Annotated in this window: 14 protein-coding genes; 7 read left to right on the top strand and 7 right to left on the bottom strand. The window is 71.3% G+C overall.

Annotated elements, in window-relative coordinates; genetic code table 11:
- The first annotated feature begins 31 nt into the window (after positions 1 to 31).
- Together EXE50_RS17485 and EXE50_RS11490 are read left to right on the top strand one after the other, a co-directional pair.
- On the top strand, positions 32 to 196 hold the full coding sequence (locus tag EXE50_RS17485; protein ID WP_167551881.1) for a hypothetical protein: 165 nt from the start codon (positions 32 to 34) through the stop codon (positions 194 to 196).
- A 40-nt stretch (positions 197 to 236) separates the two neighbouring features.
- Positions 237 to 1,244 (top strand): sulfite exporter TauE/SafE family protein, encoded by a 1,008-nt coding sequence (locus EXE50_RS11490; protein WP_121600405.1) that lies wholly within the window; start codon positions 237 to 239, stop codon positions 1,242 to 1,244.
- Positions 1,245 to 1,385: 141 nt separating this feature from the next.
- Here the strand turns inward: EXE50_RS11490 and EXE50_RS11485 are convergent, their stop codons facing one another.
- Complete coding sequence (locus EXE50_RS11485) at positions 1,386 to 2,996, bottom strand: iron ABC transporter permease (protein WP_137705145.1); 1,611 nt, start codon at positions 2,994 to 2,996, stop codon at positions 1,386 to 1,388.
- A gap of 117 nt (positions 2,997 to 3,113) precedes the next feature.
- Here EXE50_RS11485 and EXE50_RS11480 point away from each other — a divergent pair, with 117 nt between their 5' ends.
- The 3 genes from EXE50_RS11480 (at position 3,114) to EXE50_RS11470 (ending at position 6,192) form a co-directional block, all read left to right on the top strand.
- Entirely contained in the window at positions 3,114 to 3,671 is a 558-nt protein-coding gene (locus EXE50_RS11480) for a gluconate 2-dehydrogenase subunit 3 family protein (protein ID WP_137705144.1), read from the top strand.
- Positions 3,668 to 5,314: a GMC family oxidoreductase gene (locus EXE50_RS11475; protein ID WP_137705143.1), complete on the top strand. Its 1,647-nt coding sequence runs from the start codon at positions 3,668 to 3,670 to the stop codon at positions 5,312 to 5,314. The genes EXE50_RS11480 and EXE50_RS11475 overlap by 4 nt, the downstream gene beginning before the upstream one ends.
- A gap of 224 nt (positions 5,315 to 5,538) precedes the next feature.
- Positions 5,539 to 6,192: a dolichyl-phosphate hexose transferase gene (locus EXE50_RS11470; RefSeq protein WP_241982676.1), complete on the top strand. Its 654-nt coding sequence runs from the start codon at positions 5,539 to 5,541 to the stop codon at positions 6,190 to 6,192.
- 589 nt (positions 6,193 to 6,781) lie between these two features.
- On the opposite strand, the gene EXE50_RS11465 is transcribed toward EXE50_RS11470, so the two are convergent.
- The 4 genes from EXE50_RS11465 to EXE50_RS11450 are packed head-to-tail and all read right to left on the bottom strand — an operon-like array spanning position 6,782 to position 12,737.
- A complete protein-coding gene (locus EXE50_RS11465) occupies positions 6,782 to 9,142 on the bottom strand; it encodes a glycosyltransferase family 39 protein (protein ID WP_394347756.1) in 2,361 nt (786 codons plus the stop codon).
- A gap of 55 nt (positions 9,143 to 9,197) precedes the next feature.
- Positions 9,198 to 10,352: an extracellular solute-binding protein gene (locus tag EXE50_RS11460; RefSeq protein WP_137705141.1), complete on the bottom strand. Its 1,155-nt coding sequence runs from the start codon at positions 10,350 to 10,352 to the stop codon at positions 9,198 to 9,200.
- A gap of 39 nt (positions 10,353 to 10,391) precedes the next feature.
- Positions 10,392 to 11,573, bottom strand: coding sequence for an alpha-1 4-glucan-protein synthase (locus EXE50_RS11455; protein WP_137705140.1), 1,182 nt, complete (start codon positions 11,571 to 11,573; stop codon positions 10,392 to 10,394).
- Positions 11,574 to 11,603: 30 nt separating this feature from the next.
- Positions 11,604 to 12,737 (bottom strand): lysylphosphatidylglycerol synthase transmembrane domain-containing protein, encoded by a 1,134-nt coding sequence (locus EXE50_RS11450; protein WP_137705139.1) that lies wholly within the window; start codon positions 12,735 to 12,737, stop codon positions 11,604 to 11,606.
- A 120-nt stretch (positions 12,738 to 12,857) separates the two neighbouring features.
- On the opposite strand from EXE50_RS11450, the gene EXE50_RS11445 reads away from it, so the two are divergent.
- Both EXE50_RS11445 and EXE50_RS11440 read left to right on the top strand, forming a co-directional pair.
- Entirely contained in the window at positions 12,858 to 13,160 is a 303-nt protein-coding gene (locus EXE50_RS11445) for a hypothetical protein (protein ID WP_053770127.1), read from the top strand.
- Between the two features lie 61 nt (positions 13,161 to 13,221).
- The gene (locus EXE50_RS11440) at positions 13,222 to 13,782 is read left to right on the top strand and encodes a rhomboid family intramembrane serine protease (RefSeq protein WP_053770128.1); all 561 of its coding nucleotides are present in this window, start codon (positions 13,222 to 13,224) and stop codon (positions 13,780 to 13,782) included.
- Between the two features lie 101 nt (positions 13,783 to 13,883).
- Here EXE50_RS11440 and rpsJ read toward each other — a convergent pair whose 3' ends face one another.
- Together rpsJ and tuf are read right to left on the bottom strand one after the other, a co-directional pair.
- Positions 13,884 to 14,192, bottom strand: coding sequence for a 30S ribosomal protein S10 (rpsJ, locus tag EXE50_RS11435; RefSeq protein ID WP_004048854.1), 309 nt, complete (start codon positions 14,190 to 14,192; stop codon positions 13,884 to 13,886).
- Between the two features lie 3 nt (positions 14,193 to 14,195).
- On the bottom strand, positions 14,196 to 15,461 hold the full coding sequence (gene tuf / locus EXE50_RS11430; RefSeq protein WP_053770129.1) for a translation elongation factor EF-1 subunit alpha: 1,266 nt from the start codon (positions 15,459 to 15,461) through the stop codon (positions 14,196 to 14,198).
- Between the last annotated feature and the right edge of the window lie 147 nt (positions 15,462 to 15,608).

The raw sequence follows: 15,608 nt of genomic DNA, 5'->3' as shown, positions 1-15,608 counted from the left end.
TTTCCGCGTTCAGAAGTCGGAGGGTGAGTCGATGGCAGGACTAGAGATACCCACGTGGGATCCGGAGACGGCCCTACTCATCGGCGTGATTCTACTGGAAGCGTTCGTGTTGTACGTCGGGTACGGCGGCCTCGAACGGCTCGTCGGGCCCTATCTGATGCGGCTCCTGGTCGGGGGTGACGCGAGTGCTCAGTAACTTCCTCGGCGGACTCGGCATCTTCGAGACGAGCCCCGAGATGTTGGCGCTGTTCGTCGGGTTCGGTCTCGTCGTCGGCGTCCTGTTCGGCTTCTTCGGCATGGGCGGGTCGTTCCTCGTCACCCCGGCCCTACTCATGCTGGACTACCCGGCGCCCGTCGCGGTCGGCAGCGGGATGGCGTTCGTCTTCGGGACGGCCGTCATCGCGACGCTGAAACACCACGACCTCGGACAGGTGGACTACAAGCTCGGCGTGATCATGATCACCGGGACGACCATCGGCATCGAGGCAGGGCGCGCCAGCGTCTACTACCTCGAGTCGATGGGACTCGCCGGCGGCGTCATCAGCGTCGCCTACGTCGTCCTGCTCGGCGGCGTCGGCGCGATGGTCACCCGCGACGCTCTGAAGGGCGACAGCGACGGCGGTATCGACCACGAGGCCGCCGACAAGGACCTCGACGAGTACGAGATCCCCGAGATCGCGAAGAAGATCCAACAGACCGTTCGGATCCCGCCGATGGTGACGCTCCGCGGCGACGTCCGCGTCTCCGCGTGGGTCATCACGGCCGTCGCCTTCGCGACCGGCGTCCTGTCGGGCTTCCTCGGCGTCGGGGGCGGCTTCATCCGGATGCCCGCGATGATCTACGCGATCGGCGTTCCGGTGCCCGTCGCGGTCGGCACCGACCTCTTCGAGATCGTCTTCTCCGGCGGCCTCGGGAGCTACCTCTACGGGCAGGGCGGCGGCGTGAACCTCGGTATCGTCGCCCCGCTACTGTTCGGGAGCGCGCTCGGCGCGCGCGTCGGCTCCGCCGCGACCGCCGTCGTCAACTCCGACGATATCAAGGTGTACTTCGGCGGGATGCTGTTGGTCGGTTCCATCGCCGTGGGTATCGGCGAAGTGGGGTCGTACCTCGGCAACTCGACGCTCGAACTGCTCGGGCTGGTGCTCGTCATCGGCGCGGCGGTCGTCGTCGCGTTCGCGGTCCTCTACACGACGGTCACCTCGCTCCGCGTGACGCGCCAACAGCAGACGTCTGCCGCGGACTGAGCCGCTTTTCTCGTCGGTCCACGGCAGGTTTGTCTATTCAGATCGACACCGTCGAGAGCCGCCGACCCGGTAGACCGTCGGGAGCGGCCCGGATCGGAAGCTGACGCGGACCGCGGTATCTGCGGGGACCGTTCGCGTCCGTCACAGTCCCTCTTCGCCGCCCTCCTGCGTGAGGATGACGACCATCGAGAGCCCGGAGATGAGGAGGAGGATGAGCGTCGGGACGACCGCGTACTGGTAGAGCGCCGTCGACTGCGCCCGCCAGATCTGGGTGACGATCGTGTCGAAGCCGGACGGGCGGAGCACGAGGGTGACGGGCAGCTCCTTCATCGTCGTGAGGAACACCAGCGCGGCCCCGGCGACGATCCCGGACCGGGTGAGCGGGAACGTCACGCGGCGGAACGCGCCGGTCGGCGACTCGCCGAGCGTGCGCCCGGCCTCGACGAGCCGCCGGTCGACCTGGAGGATCGAGGTCCGGGCGGACCCGACGGCCTGCGGGAGGAAGCGGACGACGTACGCGAAGATCAGGAGCGGCAGCGTCTGGTAGATCCACGGCACGTAGCCGGAGCCGAAGTACACTAACGCGAGCGCCAGCACGATTCCGGGCACGGCGAAGCCGACGTACGTGGCGCGCTCGAAGACGACCGCGAGCGGCGAGTCGTGGTTCGCGGCGAAGTACGCGACGGGGATGGCGGCGAGCGCGGCGACGACCGCGGCGGCCGCCGAGACCGACACCGAGTTGAGCACCTGTATCGGCTCGAACGCGAGCGATGGGCGGCGCCCGGCCTCCGAGTTGACCAGCCACAGGCCGAGGATCCACAGCGGGACTAAGAGGGCGAACGCGGAGACGCCGGCCGGGAGCAGCGTCGCCGGCCAGCGCAGCCGCCCGAGCGACACGCGGTCCTCGGTCCGGCCCGCGTCGTCGCCGCTCGTCTCCCGGTCCGAGCGGACGGCCCACTCCAAGGCGAGCACGAGGACCACGACGACGAGCAGCTGGAGCGAGAGCAGCGCCGCGTAGTCGCGGCCGAAGGCGTTGTACTCGACGTATATCTGCCGGGTGAACACCGGGAGTCGCATGATGGAGGGGGTACCGAAGTCCGAGACCGCGTACAGCGCCGCCAGGAGCGATCCGGCGGCGATCGCGGGTCGGATCGTCGGGAGCGTCACGCGGCGGAACGCCGCGAGCCGGCCGTGGTTCAGCGTCCGGGCGGCCTCCAGGAGCGTCGTGTCGAACGACAGCAGCGCGGCCCGGGTCGTCAGGTAGACGTACGGGTACGTGTACAGCGTGATGACGAAGATCGACCCCCAGAGCCCGGATATCTCCGGAACGCGCTCGACGCCGAGCGGCGCGAGCACCTCGTGGAACTCGCCCTGCGGCCCGAACGCGGAGACGAACGAGAAGGCGCCCACGTAGCTCGGGACGACGAGCGGGAGCGCGGCGGCGACCGTCCAGAACCGACGGAAGGGGAGGTCGGTCCGGGCGGTGAGGTACGCGAGCGGGACGCCGATCAGGATCGACGCGACCGTGACGCCCGCCATCAGGAGCAGGCTGTTGACGAGCACGTCGGCGGTCCCGGCGCTGAAGAGGAGGTCGACGGCGCGCTCGCGCTCGACGGCGACCGCCTCGATGACGAGCCACGCCAGCGGGAAGACGAGGGTGGCGGCGATCGCCGCGCAAAGCAGCGTGAGCCCCAGCGGGAGGTCGCCGTCGCCGTCTGTCAAGCGGTCGCGGATCCGGGTTCGCAGAGTCATTGTGCGGGAGACGGGATCGGGTTGTCGAGGCGAGGGCGCGCCCGGCGTTAGGGGTTCCGATCGCCCGGCGAGCGCGCTCCGACGGATATATGAATTTAGGGCTACCTAAACACTTCCATGGAACTGACGCGACGCGACGCGGCGGCCGCGCTGGCCGCGATCGGCGCGACCGGTGGCGTCGCGCTGGGCGTCCGTCGGACGACCGACGACGGGGGAGCCGAGGAGGAGGCGCCCGCGTGGGACGGCGACGGGACCCCCGGCGACGAGGCGGTCCGGACGGCGATGACGGCGGTCGCGCGGACCGTCTACCCCGACGCGGTCTCGGGGGTCGAGGCGTTCGTCGAGGCGTTCCTCGACGGCCGCCTCGACGGGTCGGCCCACGGCGAGGGGATCCGGAGCGCGGTCGCCGAGGTGGAGTCGGCGGCTCGCTCGTGGTACGGCGCGCCGGTCGCGGAGCTGTCGGCCGCGGACCGCGACGCGCTGCTCCGCGAGCTCGGCGCGGACGTGGCCGAGGAGAACCCGGACGGCACGGCCGCGGAGCGAGTGCGGTACTACGTCGTGAACGAACTGCTGCTCGCGCTGTACTCGTCCCCGACCGGGGGGGAGCTCGTCGGCATCGAGAACCCGCAGGGGTACGCGGGCGGCGCCGAGAGCTACCAGCGGGGGCCGCCGTGAGCGGCGCCGAGAGCCTGGGCGACGGGCGCGGGAGCGAGGGGCGAGACGTCGACCGGACGCCCGTCCCCGACGCCGACGTCTGCGTCGTCGGCGCCGGCCCCGCTGGGGCGCTCGTCGCCGACCGGCTCGCCGGCGACCGCGAGGTCGTGATCCTCGACGCCGGGCCGCGGTTCGACCCGGCGGACCGACTCGCCAGGCAGGAGCGGGCGATCCGCCCCGCCTACGGCCGCCCCGACGTCTGGGGCGTGGGCGGCGCGCGCGACGCCCACGAGAACGACGGCGAGTGGTTCTACCCGCTCAACCACGCCCGCGTGAAGGGCGTCGGCGGCTCGACGCTCCACTGGCAGGGGATGGTGATGCGGCTCCACGAGGACGACTTCAACTCCGCCAGCGAGCGCGGCGTCGGCGCCGACTGGCCCATCGACTACGCCGACCTCCGCCCCTACTACGCCGAGGCCGAGCGCGAGCTGGGCGTCGCGGGCGCGTCGGACAACCCCTACGCGCCGCCGCGCGAGGAGCCGCACCCGATGCCCGCGTTCGAGCCCTCCTACAGCGACTCGCTGTTCGCCGAGGCCTGCGAGGAGCTGGGGATCGACATGCACTCGGTGCCGAACGCGCGCAACTCCGAGCCGTACGACGACCGCTCGCCGTGCGTCGGCTACGGCACCTGTCAGCCCGTCTGCCCGAGCGGCGCGAAGTACGACGCGACGGTCCACGTCGAGCGCGCGGAGGAACGGGGCGCGACCGTCATCGACCGCGCGCCGGTCGAGCGGCTCGAACACGACGGCGACGACCGGGTGACCGCCGCCGTCTACGCGACGCCCGACGGCGAGCGCCACCGACAGGAGGCGGACGCCTTCGTCGTCGCCGCCGGCGGCGTGGAGACGCCGCGGCTCCTCCTCCTGTCCGCGTCCGACCGCTACCCGGACGGGCTCGCGAACGGGAGCGGCCACGTCGGCGAGTTCTTCATGGACCACCTGTTCGCGGGCGCCGGCGGCACGCTCGACGAGCCGACCAGGCAGAACCACGTCGGCTTCTACACCAGCGCCTGCGACCAGTTCTACGACGAGGCCGACGCCGAGCAGGCGCCGTTCAAGCTGGAGTTCTTCAACTACGCCGGTCCCTCACCGGTGGAGATGGCGCTCACGGGCGACGACTGGGGCGACGCGCTCGCGGAGCGGCTCCGCGACGGCTACGGGAACCACGTGGCGATGGGCGGGCTCGTCGAGCAGCTGCCGGACGCCGAGAGCCGGATCACCCTCGCGGACGACCGGACCGACGACCGCGGCAACCCGGTGCCGCGGATCGAGTGGACGGTCGGCGACCGGGCGCTCGACACCATCGAGCGCGCCAACGAGATTCAGGTGTCGGTCCTCGAAGAGCTCGGCGCCGACGTGGAGTGGGTCGCCGGGCCGGACGCGACCGGACCCGCCTACCACCACATGGGCACCACCCGGATGAGCGACGACCCCGACCGAGGCGTGGTCGACGCGGACTGCCGGACGCACGACCTCGACAACTGCTGGATCGCCTCCAGCTCCGTCTTCCCCACGAGCGGCGCGATGAACCCGACGCTCACCATCGCCGCGCTCGCGCTCCGCGTCGGCGACGACGTGGCCGGCTGGCTCGCCGACGGGACCTGACGGCCGGCTGCCACTGTTTTAGGCAAACCTAAAAATTCAAGTGCGTCCGGGCTGAGATGCGGGTAATGAGCGACTCAGCACACGCGACGAACGGTTCGGCGGCCGCGGTCGAGAACGGCAGCGAGGCGGCCGCAACGGACGATATCGACGCGACGGACGAATCGACCGTCGACGACGGGACGGACGCGGCCGGAGAGTACACCTTCGACGACCTCAGCGTCGTGATGGGCACCTGCAACGAGGAGGAGGCCATCGCGACGGTGCTGGAGGACATCGACGAGGTCACCGACGGGAAGGCCGAGGTCGTCTGCGTCGACGGCTCCTCGGACCGGACGCCGGAGATCGCCCGCGAGCACGGGGCGACCGTCATCGAGCAGGAGCCGCAGGGGTACGGCGTCGCCGTCCGCGAGGCGGTCCTGACGCCCGACCGGCCGGTCGTGGTCACCACCGACTGCGACGACACCTACCCGATGGAGGCGCTGCCGGAGTTCCTCGCGGAGGTCAACGACGGCGCCGACGTGGTGAGCGGCGACCGGCTCTACCACGGCGCGGAGGCGATGCCGGCGTTCAACCGCTTCGGCAACCACGCGTTCGCGGCGATCGCGAGCCTGCTGATGGGCGAGCGCGTCCACGACACCACCACCGGGATGCGCGCCTACCGCCGCGAGGTCGTCCAGGAGATCGGCTGGACGGAGAACACCGGCCTCTCCGCCGAACTGCTCATCCGTCCGCTGATGCGCGGCTACGACGTTCGCGAGCGCCCGATCCGTTACGCCGAGCGCCTCGGCGAGACGAAGCTCGACCCGATCGGCGGCGGCGCCGCCATCGCGAAGTCGATCGTCACCGTCTGTCTCGAAGAGCAGCTGCGACGCTTCTGAGGGCGCGTCGCCCTCGACGCCGTCGTCGGACGGCGGTCCGGACGGACACTGTGGGCACAGTGGACCGCCGCCGGCGACGTTTGTACACTCGTGAGCGACAGCGCCGATTATTTATAAATAAACGATGCGGTGGCGCGCGCCTGCGAGCGGCCGACAGGCCGCGAGTCAGCACGCGCGAGGTCGCCGGCGCTACGCGCCGGCTGCCAGAGGGACCGGAGGTCCCTCGCTGGAGTCAGTCGCCGGAGCGAAGCGGAGGCGACTGACGAGGCTGGGGAGGTGCGAGGTGTTGTGCGGTCGCGGTCGGGTGGGACTCAAAGGGGCAGTCGCGAGGACGCCGGAGGCGACGTAAGCACCGCAGCGAAGGAACGGAGTGACTGAGCGAGGAGCGTGGTTCGAGAGAGCTTCGCTCTCTCGTCATCACGAGACGCCGAAGGCGTCTCGAACGACAACGAGCGTCCGGCGTCCTCGCGACTGGGGCTTTGGCGGTGTTCCCCGCCAATTCACAGTCGATTATTTATAAACGAGCGACTGGGGCTTTGGCGGTGTTCCCCGCCGATCTGCTGACAACTATGTAAATGAAATCGACGTATCAGTCGCTCGTGTCGGCATCAGTCTCGAAGACGACCCAGTCGGAGTGGGCGTCGGGCTCGTCGGGGAGGTACGTGCCCTCGGTCCCGCACGCGGTGACGAGCCGGCAGGTCGAGCGCTCGGGCGGCCAGACGGCCTCGACGCGCTCGCCGGCGGCGCCCGCCTCGCCGCCCTCGGTCACCCGAACCGTCACCTCCTGTCGGTAGGTGAACGTCGCGCCCGTGGGGTCGACGAGCGTCACGGTCACGGCGACCACGTCGCCGTCGGGGTCGAACGGGACCGGTTCGGCCGCGTCGGGCGCCCCGGCGGCCGCCGCGCCGGGCAGCCGGACGCCATCGGGCGTCACCGCCCAGTCGACCGCCAGCGAGTCGCCGGGATCGCTCACGGTGTAGGAGACGTGGTCCGGACCGCCCGGGGCGCCCCGGCGCGGGTCGACGCGGACCTGCGCGCGGGCGACGCGGTCCGGCACGCCGACGGTGGTCTCGGCGTCGATCCGGGGGCCCGACCGCCGGTCGAGCGCCTCCAGCTTCGGCGTGACGCGGGCCTCCGGGTCCGCGGTCCAGACGCCCTGATACCCGAAGCGGTACAGGGTGCGGTTCGGGTAGGCGTCCAGCACCGCGAAGTTCTCCTCGGGGTCGCGGTCGAGCGCGTACACGACCTCGCCGTCGAGCCCCGGCCCGTTCCGGAGGTACTGGAACGGGTGGTTCTGCCACTCGCCGTACGGCGTCGGCAGGAACACCAGTCCGCTCTCGAAGGTCGTCTCGTCGAAGGGCGCGTACGCGGCCTCGTGTTTCGCGTCGATTTCGGCGTTCCGCTCGATGGGGTCCGCGGCCGCGTCGACGGCCGCGACGCCCCCGCCCGCGACCGCGAGCGCGACGACGGCGGCGACGGCGACGCGCGCGGCCGTCGGCGAGCCGCCGCGCTCGACGACCCGCTCGCGGGCCGCGGCGAGACCCCGCCAGCCGGCGGCGACGGCGAGGCCGCCGAACACCGACAGCGGGACGAGCAGGTCGAAGTGGTAGAACGGCCCGAACAGCGACGCGAGCCCGTCGGTCGGGTCCGAGAGGTCGGCGAGCGCGTTGTGGGTGCCCCAGAAGTAGAGGTTCCCGACGGCGACCGAGACCGCGACGCCGCCGAGGAGGAGCGTCGCCGTCCGTCGGAACGCGGGCGATCCGGCGGGACCGGATCCGCCGTCGGGGGCGGTCGCGGCGTCGGCGGCGCCGACCGCGTCGGCGAGGAGGCCGCGCGGGTCGCCGCGCGCGCGCCACCCGAGGGCCGCGACCGCGACGCCGGCGAGGGCCGCGACCGTCCCGAGCGGACCGGCCGCGAACCACCGGGTCGCGATCTCCTGGAGCGCGTAGCGGTTCGACTCGATCGCCAGCCCGAGCGTGTAGTCGACCGAGTGGCCGAGGATGCGGCGCTCGCCGAAGCCGGGGCCGTCCATCGGCGCGAACTCCTGGTAGGGGAACACGAGGGGCGACCCCGTCATCCGGACGTTGTACGCGAGCGTGACGCCGACGAACAGGGTACCGAACAGCGCCGTGAGCCCGTGGCGCCGGATCGGGTCGGGGAGGCCGCGGGACCCGCCGACCCCGAGCGCGCGGCGAGCCAGGGCCGCCGCCGCGGGGGGCGTCGATCGTCCCGTCTCGGCGCCGAAGCGCCGGACCGCGGACCCCACCCGCCACAGCGCGTGGACGATGAACGGCGCGGCGAACAGCACCGCGGTGTACGGCCGCGCGAAGGAGGCGATCCCGATCGCGACGCCCGCGACGCCGGCCGCTGGGAGCGACCGGTCGCGGACGCTCCGGAGGTACGCGACCGCGAAGACCAGGTTGAAGAACGTCGTCGGGGCGTACGGGAGGAACGCCGAGGAGGTCGCGATCGCCATCGGCGACGCGGCGAAGAGCGCGGCCGCGGCGAGGCCCGCGCGGCGGCCGACCGCCTGCGACCCGAGCAGGTAGACGAGCGCGGCGTTGCCGGCGGCGACGGCGGCGAGCGTGACGCGCGGCTCCCCGAACAGCCCCATCGAGACCGCGAACATCGCCGCCGGGACGGGGTTGTACTTCGGGTAGAGCCGGCCGCCGTCCTCGATGAAGAACCACGGGTGGACGGCGTCGGCGAGCGGGCCGGCGTGGAACTCCAGTTGCCCCCCGAGCAGCAGCGCCGCCTGCGTGAGGTAGACCCCCTCGTCGTGGTTCGCGGAGTGGTGCGAGAAGACGGTGGCGGCTATCGCGAAGGTCATCGCGCCGGCGGCGACGGCGACGAGGGCGGCCGCGACCGTCACGCGGTCGGCGCGGGCGAGCCGCTGGCGGAGTCGGGCGGCGAGCCGGCGGGGACGGACGGACGGTGGACGGAGTGACACGGGCGGGACGGTGTGGCGGTGAGAGAGCGGTGCGAGTGCGGCGCGCGGCGGCCGATCAGATCTGGACGCCGGCGTCGCGCATCAGGTCGATCGTCGGTTCGAGGTTGGACAGCTGCGAGAGGTCGAGGTCCGGCACGTCCAGCTCGTCGATCGACGGGAGGTCGCCGATCGGCTCGACCTCGGGGATCAGCGGGTACTCGAAGGTGGAGCGGGCGAAGTAGTCCTGCGCCTCCGCCGACAGCAGGTGCCGGACGAAGTTCGACGCCAGGTCGGCGTCGGAGGCGGTGTCGACGACCGCGGCGCCCGCGACGTTGAACACCGCGCCCGCGTCGCCCTCGGTGAACGTGGTGGCGATGGGCGCCTCCGGGTTCCCGTCGAGCACGCGCTGGATGTAGTAGTGGTTCGTGAACGCGGCGTCGATCTCGCCGTCGGCGATCTCCTGACAGGTGCGGAACTCGTCCGGGTACGTCGCGGCGCCGCGCTCGACCATCGCCTCCAGCCACTCGCGGGTCGCCTCCTCGCCTTCGAGGATCCGCATCGCGGTGATGAACGCCTGCGCGGAGCCGTACGACGGCGCCCAGCCGAGGTCGCCGTCGAACTCCTCGGGGTACGCCATGATGTCGTCCGGGAGGTCGCCCTCGTCGTACTCGTCGGTGTTGTACGGGATGGTGCGGGCGCGCCCGGAGGTGCCGACCCACTGCTCGGTGCGGAACTCCTCGCGGACCTTCTCGGTCACGTCGTCGGGGAGCGCCTGCGTGCGCCCCGCGTCGGCGAGCGCGCCGAGCGCGCCGGCGTTGACCGAGTAGAACACGTCGGCCGGCGAGCCCTCGCCCTCGTTGGCGATCTGGTTCACGAGGTCGGTCGAGCCGCCGTACCGGACCGTCAGGTCGAGGTCGTCGTACAGGTCGTCGATGTAGCTGACCAGCTCGCCGACGAGGAACTCGCCGCGGCCGGAGTACACCGTGAGCTCGCCTTCGAGCGCCGGCATCTCCGACATCGACGTGCCGCCGGGGGCGCCGCGGCCCGCGCGGCCGGAGCCGATCTGTCCCACGGCGTCGCCGCCGGCGTCGTCGTCGCCGTCCGACCCGTCGTCGTCTCCGGTCCCGTTACAGCCCGCGAGCCCCGCCGCGCCGACCGCGCCGGCGGCCGCGAGGAACTTCCGTCGTCGAACGTCGCGTCCGTCGTTGGAGGTGGAATCGTGAGTCGTCATGTGTTTTAGGCGTGCCTAAATGGTTTTAGTCGTGTCGGTTCAGTCGTCCGCGGGCGCCGGCGTCCGCCGGATCGCGTCGAGGCAGTCGAGCCAGTCGCGCATGTACTCGCCGCAGTGGTTGAGGAACGCGCCGTTGTTCCACTCGTCGAAGTCGCCCTCGGCGAGCGCGTCGGCCATCGCGTCGAAGACCGCCGCGTACGAGTCGGCGTCGGCCCCGGCGTCGTCGATGACTTCCCAGACGTGTTCGTTCAGCTCCAGTCCGGCGACCTCGTTCGCGAGGTCGTCGAACGTCGAGCGCGGGGCCTTGTTGTGTTCACAGAGCGGGTCGCCGTTGTAGATGCGCTTGCCGAGCACGTCGCAGGCGCGTTTCAAGAACAGCCCCGACCAGATGTCGTCGAACCGCCCCACGTCCCACTCGTTGTCGTCCATCGGCAGCTGGTAGAACGCCGGGATCACCTCGCGGCGGAACGCGAGGTTCATCGAGCAGACGGTGAGGTAGTTGCCGCGCGCGGCGACGAAGTCGTCGCCGAAGTCGTCGGCGGTCGTCCGCGTCTGCGCCTGGCCCTCCAGGTCGCCGTCCATCAGGATCCGGACCGCGTCGAGGTCGGGGACGTTCGTCCACAGCCCCTGCGAGGCGACGACCTCGCCGGACTCGACCTCGACCGCGTCGGCCTCGACCGTCTCGTCCATCGCCGAGTAGGGGTAGCCGCGCGGGTAGAGGCCGTGCTCGTCGGCGTTGTCGTAGAGGACGTTCACCCAGTCCTCGTCGGAGCTGACGCGCTCGACCTCGCCGCCGAACGCGAGGTTCTCCATGTGGCGCCCGAAGTAGTCGACGTCGTCGTGCGGGAGCGTGTCGTCGTCGATGAAGACGCCGTAGTCGAACGACTCGTCGGCCCACATGTACAGCAGGCCGAAGCTCGTCTCGGCGTGGCTCGCGGCCGGGACGACGTGGCCGTACTCCGCGACGTCGTTGGCCTCGTACCACTCCTCGCGGCGGCTGCCGTCGAACACCTCGCCGGAGACGTCGAGGTCGTCGAGCATGGCGCGCATCTCGTCGGTCTCGCAGAAGTCCTCGGTGACTAAGAGGAAGTGGAGCCGCGAGACGTCGAAGCCGTGCTCGCGGGCGTTCGCGACGTACGCGCGAAGACACTCGTACTCTCGAATCGTCGGGACGATCACGCAGATGTCCTGACCGTCGCTGTCGGGGTCTGTCGGGCTCATACCCGATCGTTTTTAGGCTGACCTAAAAGACTAGCGGTCCGTCGTCGGCCGCGTGGCGCCCGCGTCGGGCTCCCGGTCGGAGTCGTCGGGGGCGCGCGTCACGGAGAGGTCGAGCGCGGCCGCGACGAGGCCGCCGCCCGCGAGCGTGACGGCGTTCTTCAGCGCGTGGTCGAGCGCCGCGGCGGCGAGCGCGACCGCGGCCGGGATCGGCGTGGCGGCGACGACGATGCCGGTGAACGCCGCCTCGTACAGCCCGATGCCGCCCTGCGAGAGCGGCAGCACCTTCGCGAGGTTCCCGGCCGAGACGGCGAGGGTGCCGACGACGCAGAGCGCAACCGGGTCGACCGCCGTTCCGAACCCGCCGAGGAGCGCCGCGAGGACGAGGACCGCGGTCGCCACGTCCGCCGCCCACACGACGCCGCTCGCGAGCGACACCCGGACGAGCGCGCCCGCGTCGGCGGCGACGACGCGGACCGCGGCGCCGAACCGGACGGCGGCGTCGACGGCGCTGGACAGTCGGGACTCCGCGGCGCGCTCGCGGAGCGCCGGACCGAACCGGCGGTCGCTCCGAGCGACCGCGACGACGCCGGCCGAGCCCACCGCGGCCGCGAGCGCGAGCGCGGCGGCGGCCGCGACGGCCCGCCCCGACCCGTCCGGCGCGACGGTGCGTCCGTTGAGGAGGAGGACCGCGAACGCCGTGCCACCGAGCGCGCCGAGCGCGACGAGGTCGAACGCCCGCTCGACCGCCAGCGACGCGACGCCGGTCGGGTAGGGGACCTCGCGCCGGTCGTTCAGCAGGTACGCCCGCACGCCGTCGCCGGCCCGGGCGGGGACGATCAGGTTCGCGGTCTGGCTCGCGAACACCGCCGCCGTGAGGAACGCCGTGCGACACCGGTGGCCCATCGGCGCGAGCACGTCCCCGTATCGGCGGCCGCGGACAGGCCACGACGCGAGGTAGACGACGAGCGCGGCGGTAAGGAACGCCGGGTCCGCGTCGGTCGCCGCCGAGACGACGGCCTCGACGTCGAGGGTCCGCGTCAACACCACGCCGCCGACGGCGAGGACGAGGACCGTCCCCGCGACCGGGAGCGCTCCCCGAGGGAGCCGCTCCCGGAGGCGGAAGAAGCGTTCGCGGAGTCGAGCGGCGGCGACGCGCGGCTTCATGCGTTCGTTTAGGTAGACCTAAAGAATAAAACGCTGGCGGTTCGGGGCGGCGAGCGCCGGCGGAGCGGGCCGGACCGTCCCGCCGCAACGCGTTTGTGTGTGTAAATCGAAATACTACGCATGAACGCTGACGAGGCGGCCCCCGGCGCCGCGACCGAGCCCGTGCGGATGTGGCTCGTCGAGCGCACCTACTCCGACGACGAGCAGAACATGGTGATCCTGACGTACGCGACCCCGGACGGCGAGCGCTACTTCCGCAAGGAGCGCGCGCTCACCTCGTTCTCGGACGTGCGCGACACCACGGCCGCCGTCGACGCGGCGCCGTCGAACGTCGGCACCGTCGACGACCCCGACGACCGCGAGCGCTACGCCGCCGAGGCGGCGCGGATGGCGCGCGCCCACGACCCCGACGACGTGATCTGAGTCGGTTCCGCGACGGTCGGCTCACCCACCCTTTTCACCGCGCGGTCCCAACCGTCGCCAGATGCGCGCCACACTCGAAACGCTCGGAATCACCCTCCTCGTCGGCGCCGCGCAGGCCCTCCTGAGCCTCGTCGGTCTCTTCGGACTCCTCGCGCTGTCGACCCCGCTCTCCGTCGCCCCGTGGACTCTCGTCACGAGCGTGTACGCGCACCGCTCCGTCGGTCACCTCGTCGCGAACGCCGTCGCGCTGCTGCTCGTCGGCCCGCTCGTCGAGCGCCGGACGACCCGTCCGCGCTTCCACGCGTTCGTGATCGCCACGGGCGCGCTCGCGGGCGCCGCGCAGGTGACGCTCGGGGGACTGCTCGGCCCGCCGTCCGCCGTGCTGGGGATCAGCGGCGCGGTGTTCGCGCTCGGCGGCTACCTGCTCGCCGGCAACGTCGTGAGCGCGACGCTGTTCGACCGCCTGCGGCTCTCCCCGCGGGCGCAGTTCCTCCTGTTCGGGCTCGTCGCCGTCGTGCTCACGGCGACGACCGCCGCGCCGGGCGTCGCGCTCGTCGCGCACGCCACCGGGGCGTTCTGCGGGCTCGCGGCCGGTCGCGTCGGCCTGCTCGACGCGCGGTGACCGAGACGGTGACGCGGTACCGCCGCGGTCGAAGCCGAGGGACAGCGCCGTCGCTGGGCGGGGTGAAAAACGGAGGGGGTGAAAGAGAAACGCCCTAGCGCTCAGTCTTCGAGAACGATCTCGATGCTGACGTCGTTCGGCACTTGGACGCGCATGAGCTGGCGGAGCGCGCGTTCGTCGGCGTCGATGTCGATCAGACGCTTGTGGACGCGCATCTCCCAGTGCTCCCACGTCGCCGTCCCCTCACCGTCCGGGGACTTGCGCGACGGGATCTCGAGCGTCTTCGTCGGCAGCGGGATCGGGCCCGACAGGGCGACCCCCGTCGAGTCCGCGATCTCGCGGACGTCGTCGCAGATGTCGTCGAGGTCCTCGGGGCTCGTGCCGGCGAGGCGGACGCGTGCCTGCTGCATCGATTATCGCTCGTTGACTTCCAGCACCTTGCCGGCCGCGATGGTCTGACCCATGTCGCGGATGGCGAAGCTGCCGAGCTCCGGAATCTCGCCGGACGGCTCGATGCTGAGCGGCTTCTGGGGGCGCACGGTGACGACCGCCGCGTCGCCGGACTTGATGAAGTCCGGGTTCTCCTCGGCGACCTCGCCGGACGACGGGTCGATCTTCTGGTCGATCGACTCGATCGTACAGGCGACCTGCGCCGTGTGAGCGTGGAAGACCGGGGTGTAGCCGGCCGTGATGACCGACGGGTGCTGCATGACGACGACCTGGGCCTGGAACGTCTCGGCGACGCTCGGCGGGTCGTCGGCCGGGCCACAGACGTCGCCGCGGCGGATGTCGTCCTTGCCGATGCCGCGGACGTTGAACCCGACGTTGTCACCGGGCTCGGCCTTGGGCACCTCTTCGTGGTGCATCTCGACCGTCTTCACCTCGCCGCCCACGTCGGACGGCTGGAACGAGACGTTGTCGCCGGTGTTGAGGATCCCGGTCTCGACGCGTCCCACGGGGACGGTCCCGATGCCGGAGATGGTGTAGACGTCCTGGATCGGCAGGCGGAGCGGCGCGTCCGTCGGCGGCTCGGCCTCCGGCAGGTCGTTGAGCGACTCCAGCAGGGTAGGGCCGTCGTACCACGGCGTGTTCTCGGACGCCTCGGCGACGTTGTCGCCCTCGAACGCCGAGATCGGCACGAACGTGGTGTCGTCGGTCGCGAAGCGGACCTGGTTGAGCAGGTCCTCGACCTCGCCGATGACCTCCTTGTAGGAGGACTCCTGGTAGTCGACCAGGTCCATCTTGTTGACGCCGATGATGAGCTCGTTGATCCCGAGCGTGCGGGCCAGGAACACGTGCTCGCGGGTCTGGGGGGCGACGCCGTCGTCGGCCGCGACGACGAGCACCGCGTTGTCGGCCTGCGAGGCGCCCGTGATCATGTTCTTCACGAAGTCACGGTGGCCCGGACAGTCGACGATGGTGAAGTAGTACTCGTCGGTGTCGAACTCCTGGTGGGCGATGTCGATCGTGACGCCGCGCTCGCGCTCCTCGGCGAGGTTGTCCATCACGTAGGCGAACTCGAAGCCGCCCTTGCCCTTCTCTTCGGCTTCCTCGCGGTGCTGCTCGATTACGTGCTCGGGGACGCTCCCCGTCTCGAAGAGGAGGCGACCCACGAGCGTACTCTTGCCGTGGTCGACGTGGCCGATGATGGCCAGGTTCTGGTGCGGTTTGTCACTCATGGGGTAATCACGCGCTAAGGCGCTCTGTGAGTAGGTTTCGGTAGATTCCACTAAAACGGTTTCGATACGGCCCACAGAGCATCGCGACGCCGTCTGTCGATTCTCGACAACGCGGGGCACGACAGATCGGCACACGCCCCGGCCCGT

The organism is Halorubrum sp. ARQ200, from assembly GCF_005435115.1.
In the GTDB taxonomy this organism is placed as follows: domain Archaea; phylum Halobacteriota; class Halobacteria; order Halobacteriales; family Haloferacaceae; genus Halorubrum; species Halorubrum tropicale.
Note: the sequence above shows the minus strand (reverse complement) of the source record. Positions and strands in the feature narration are given on the sequence as shown.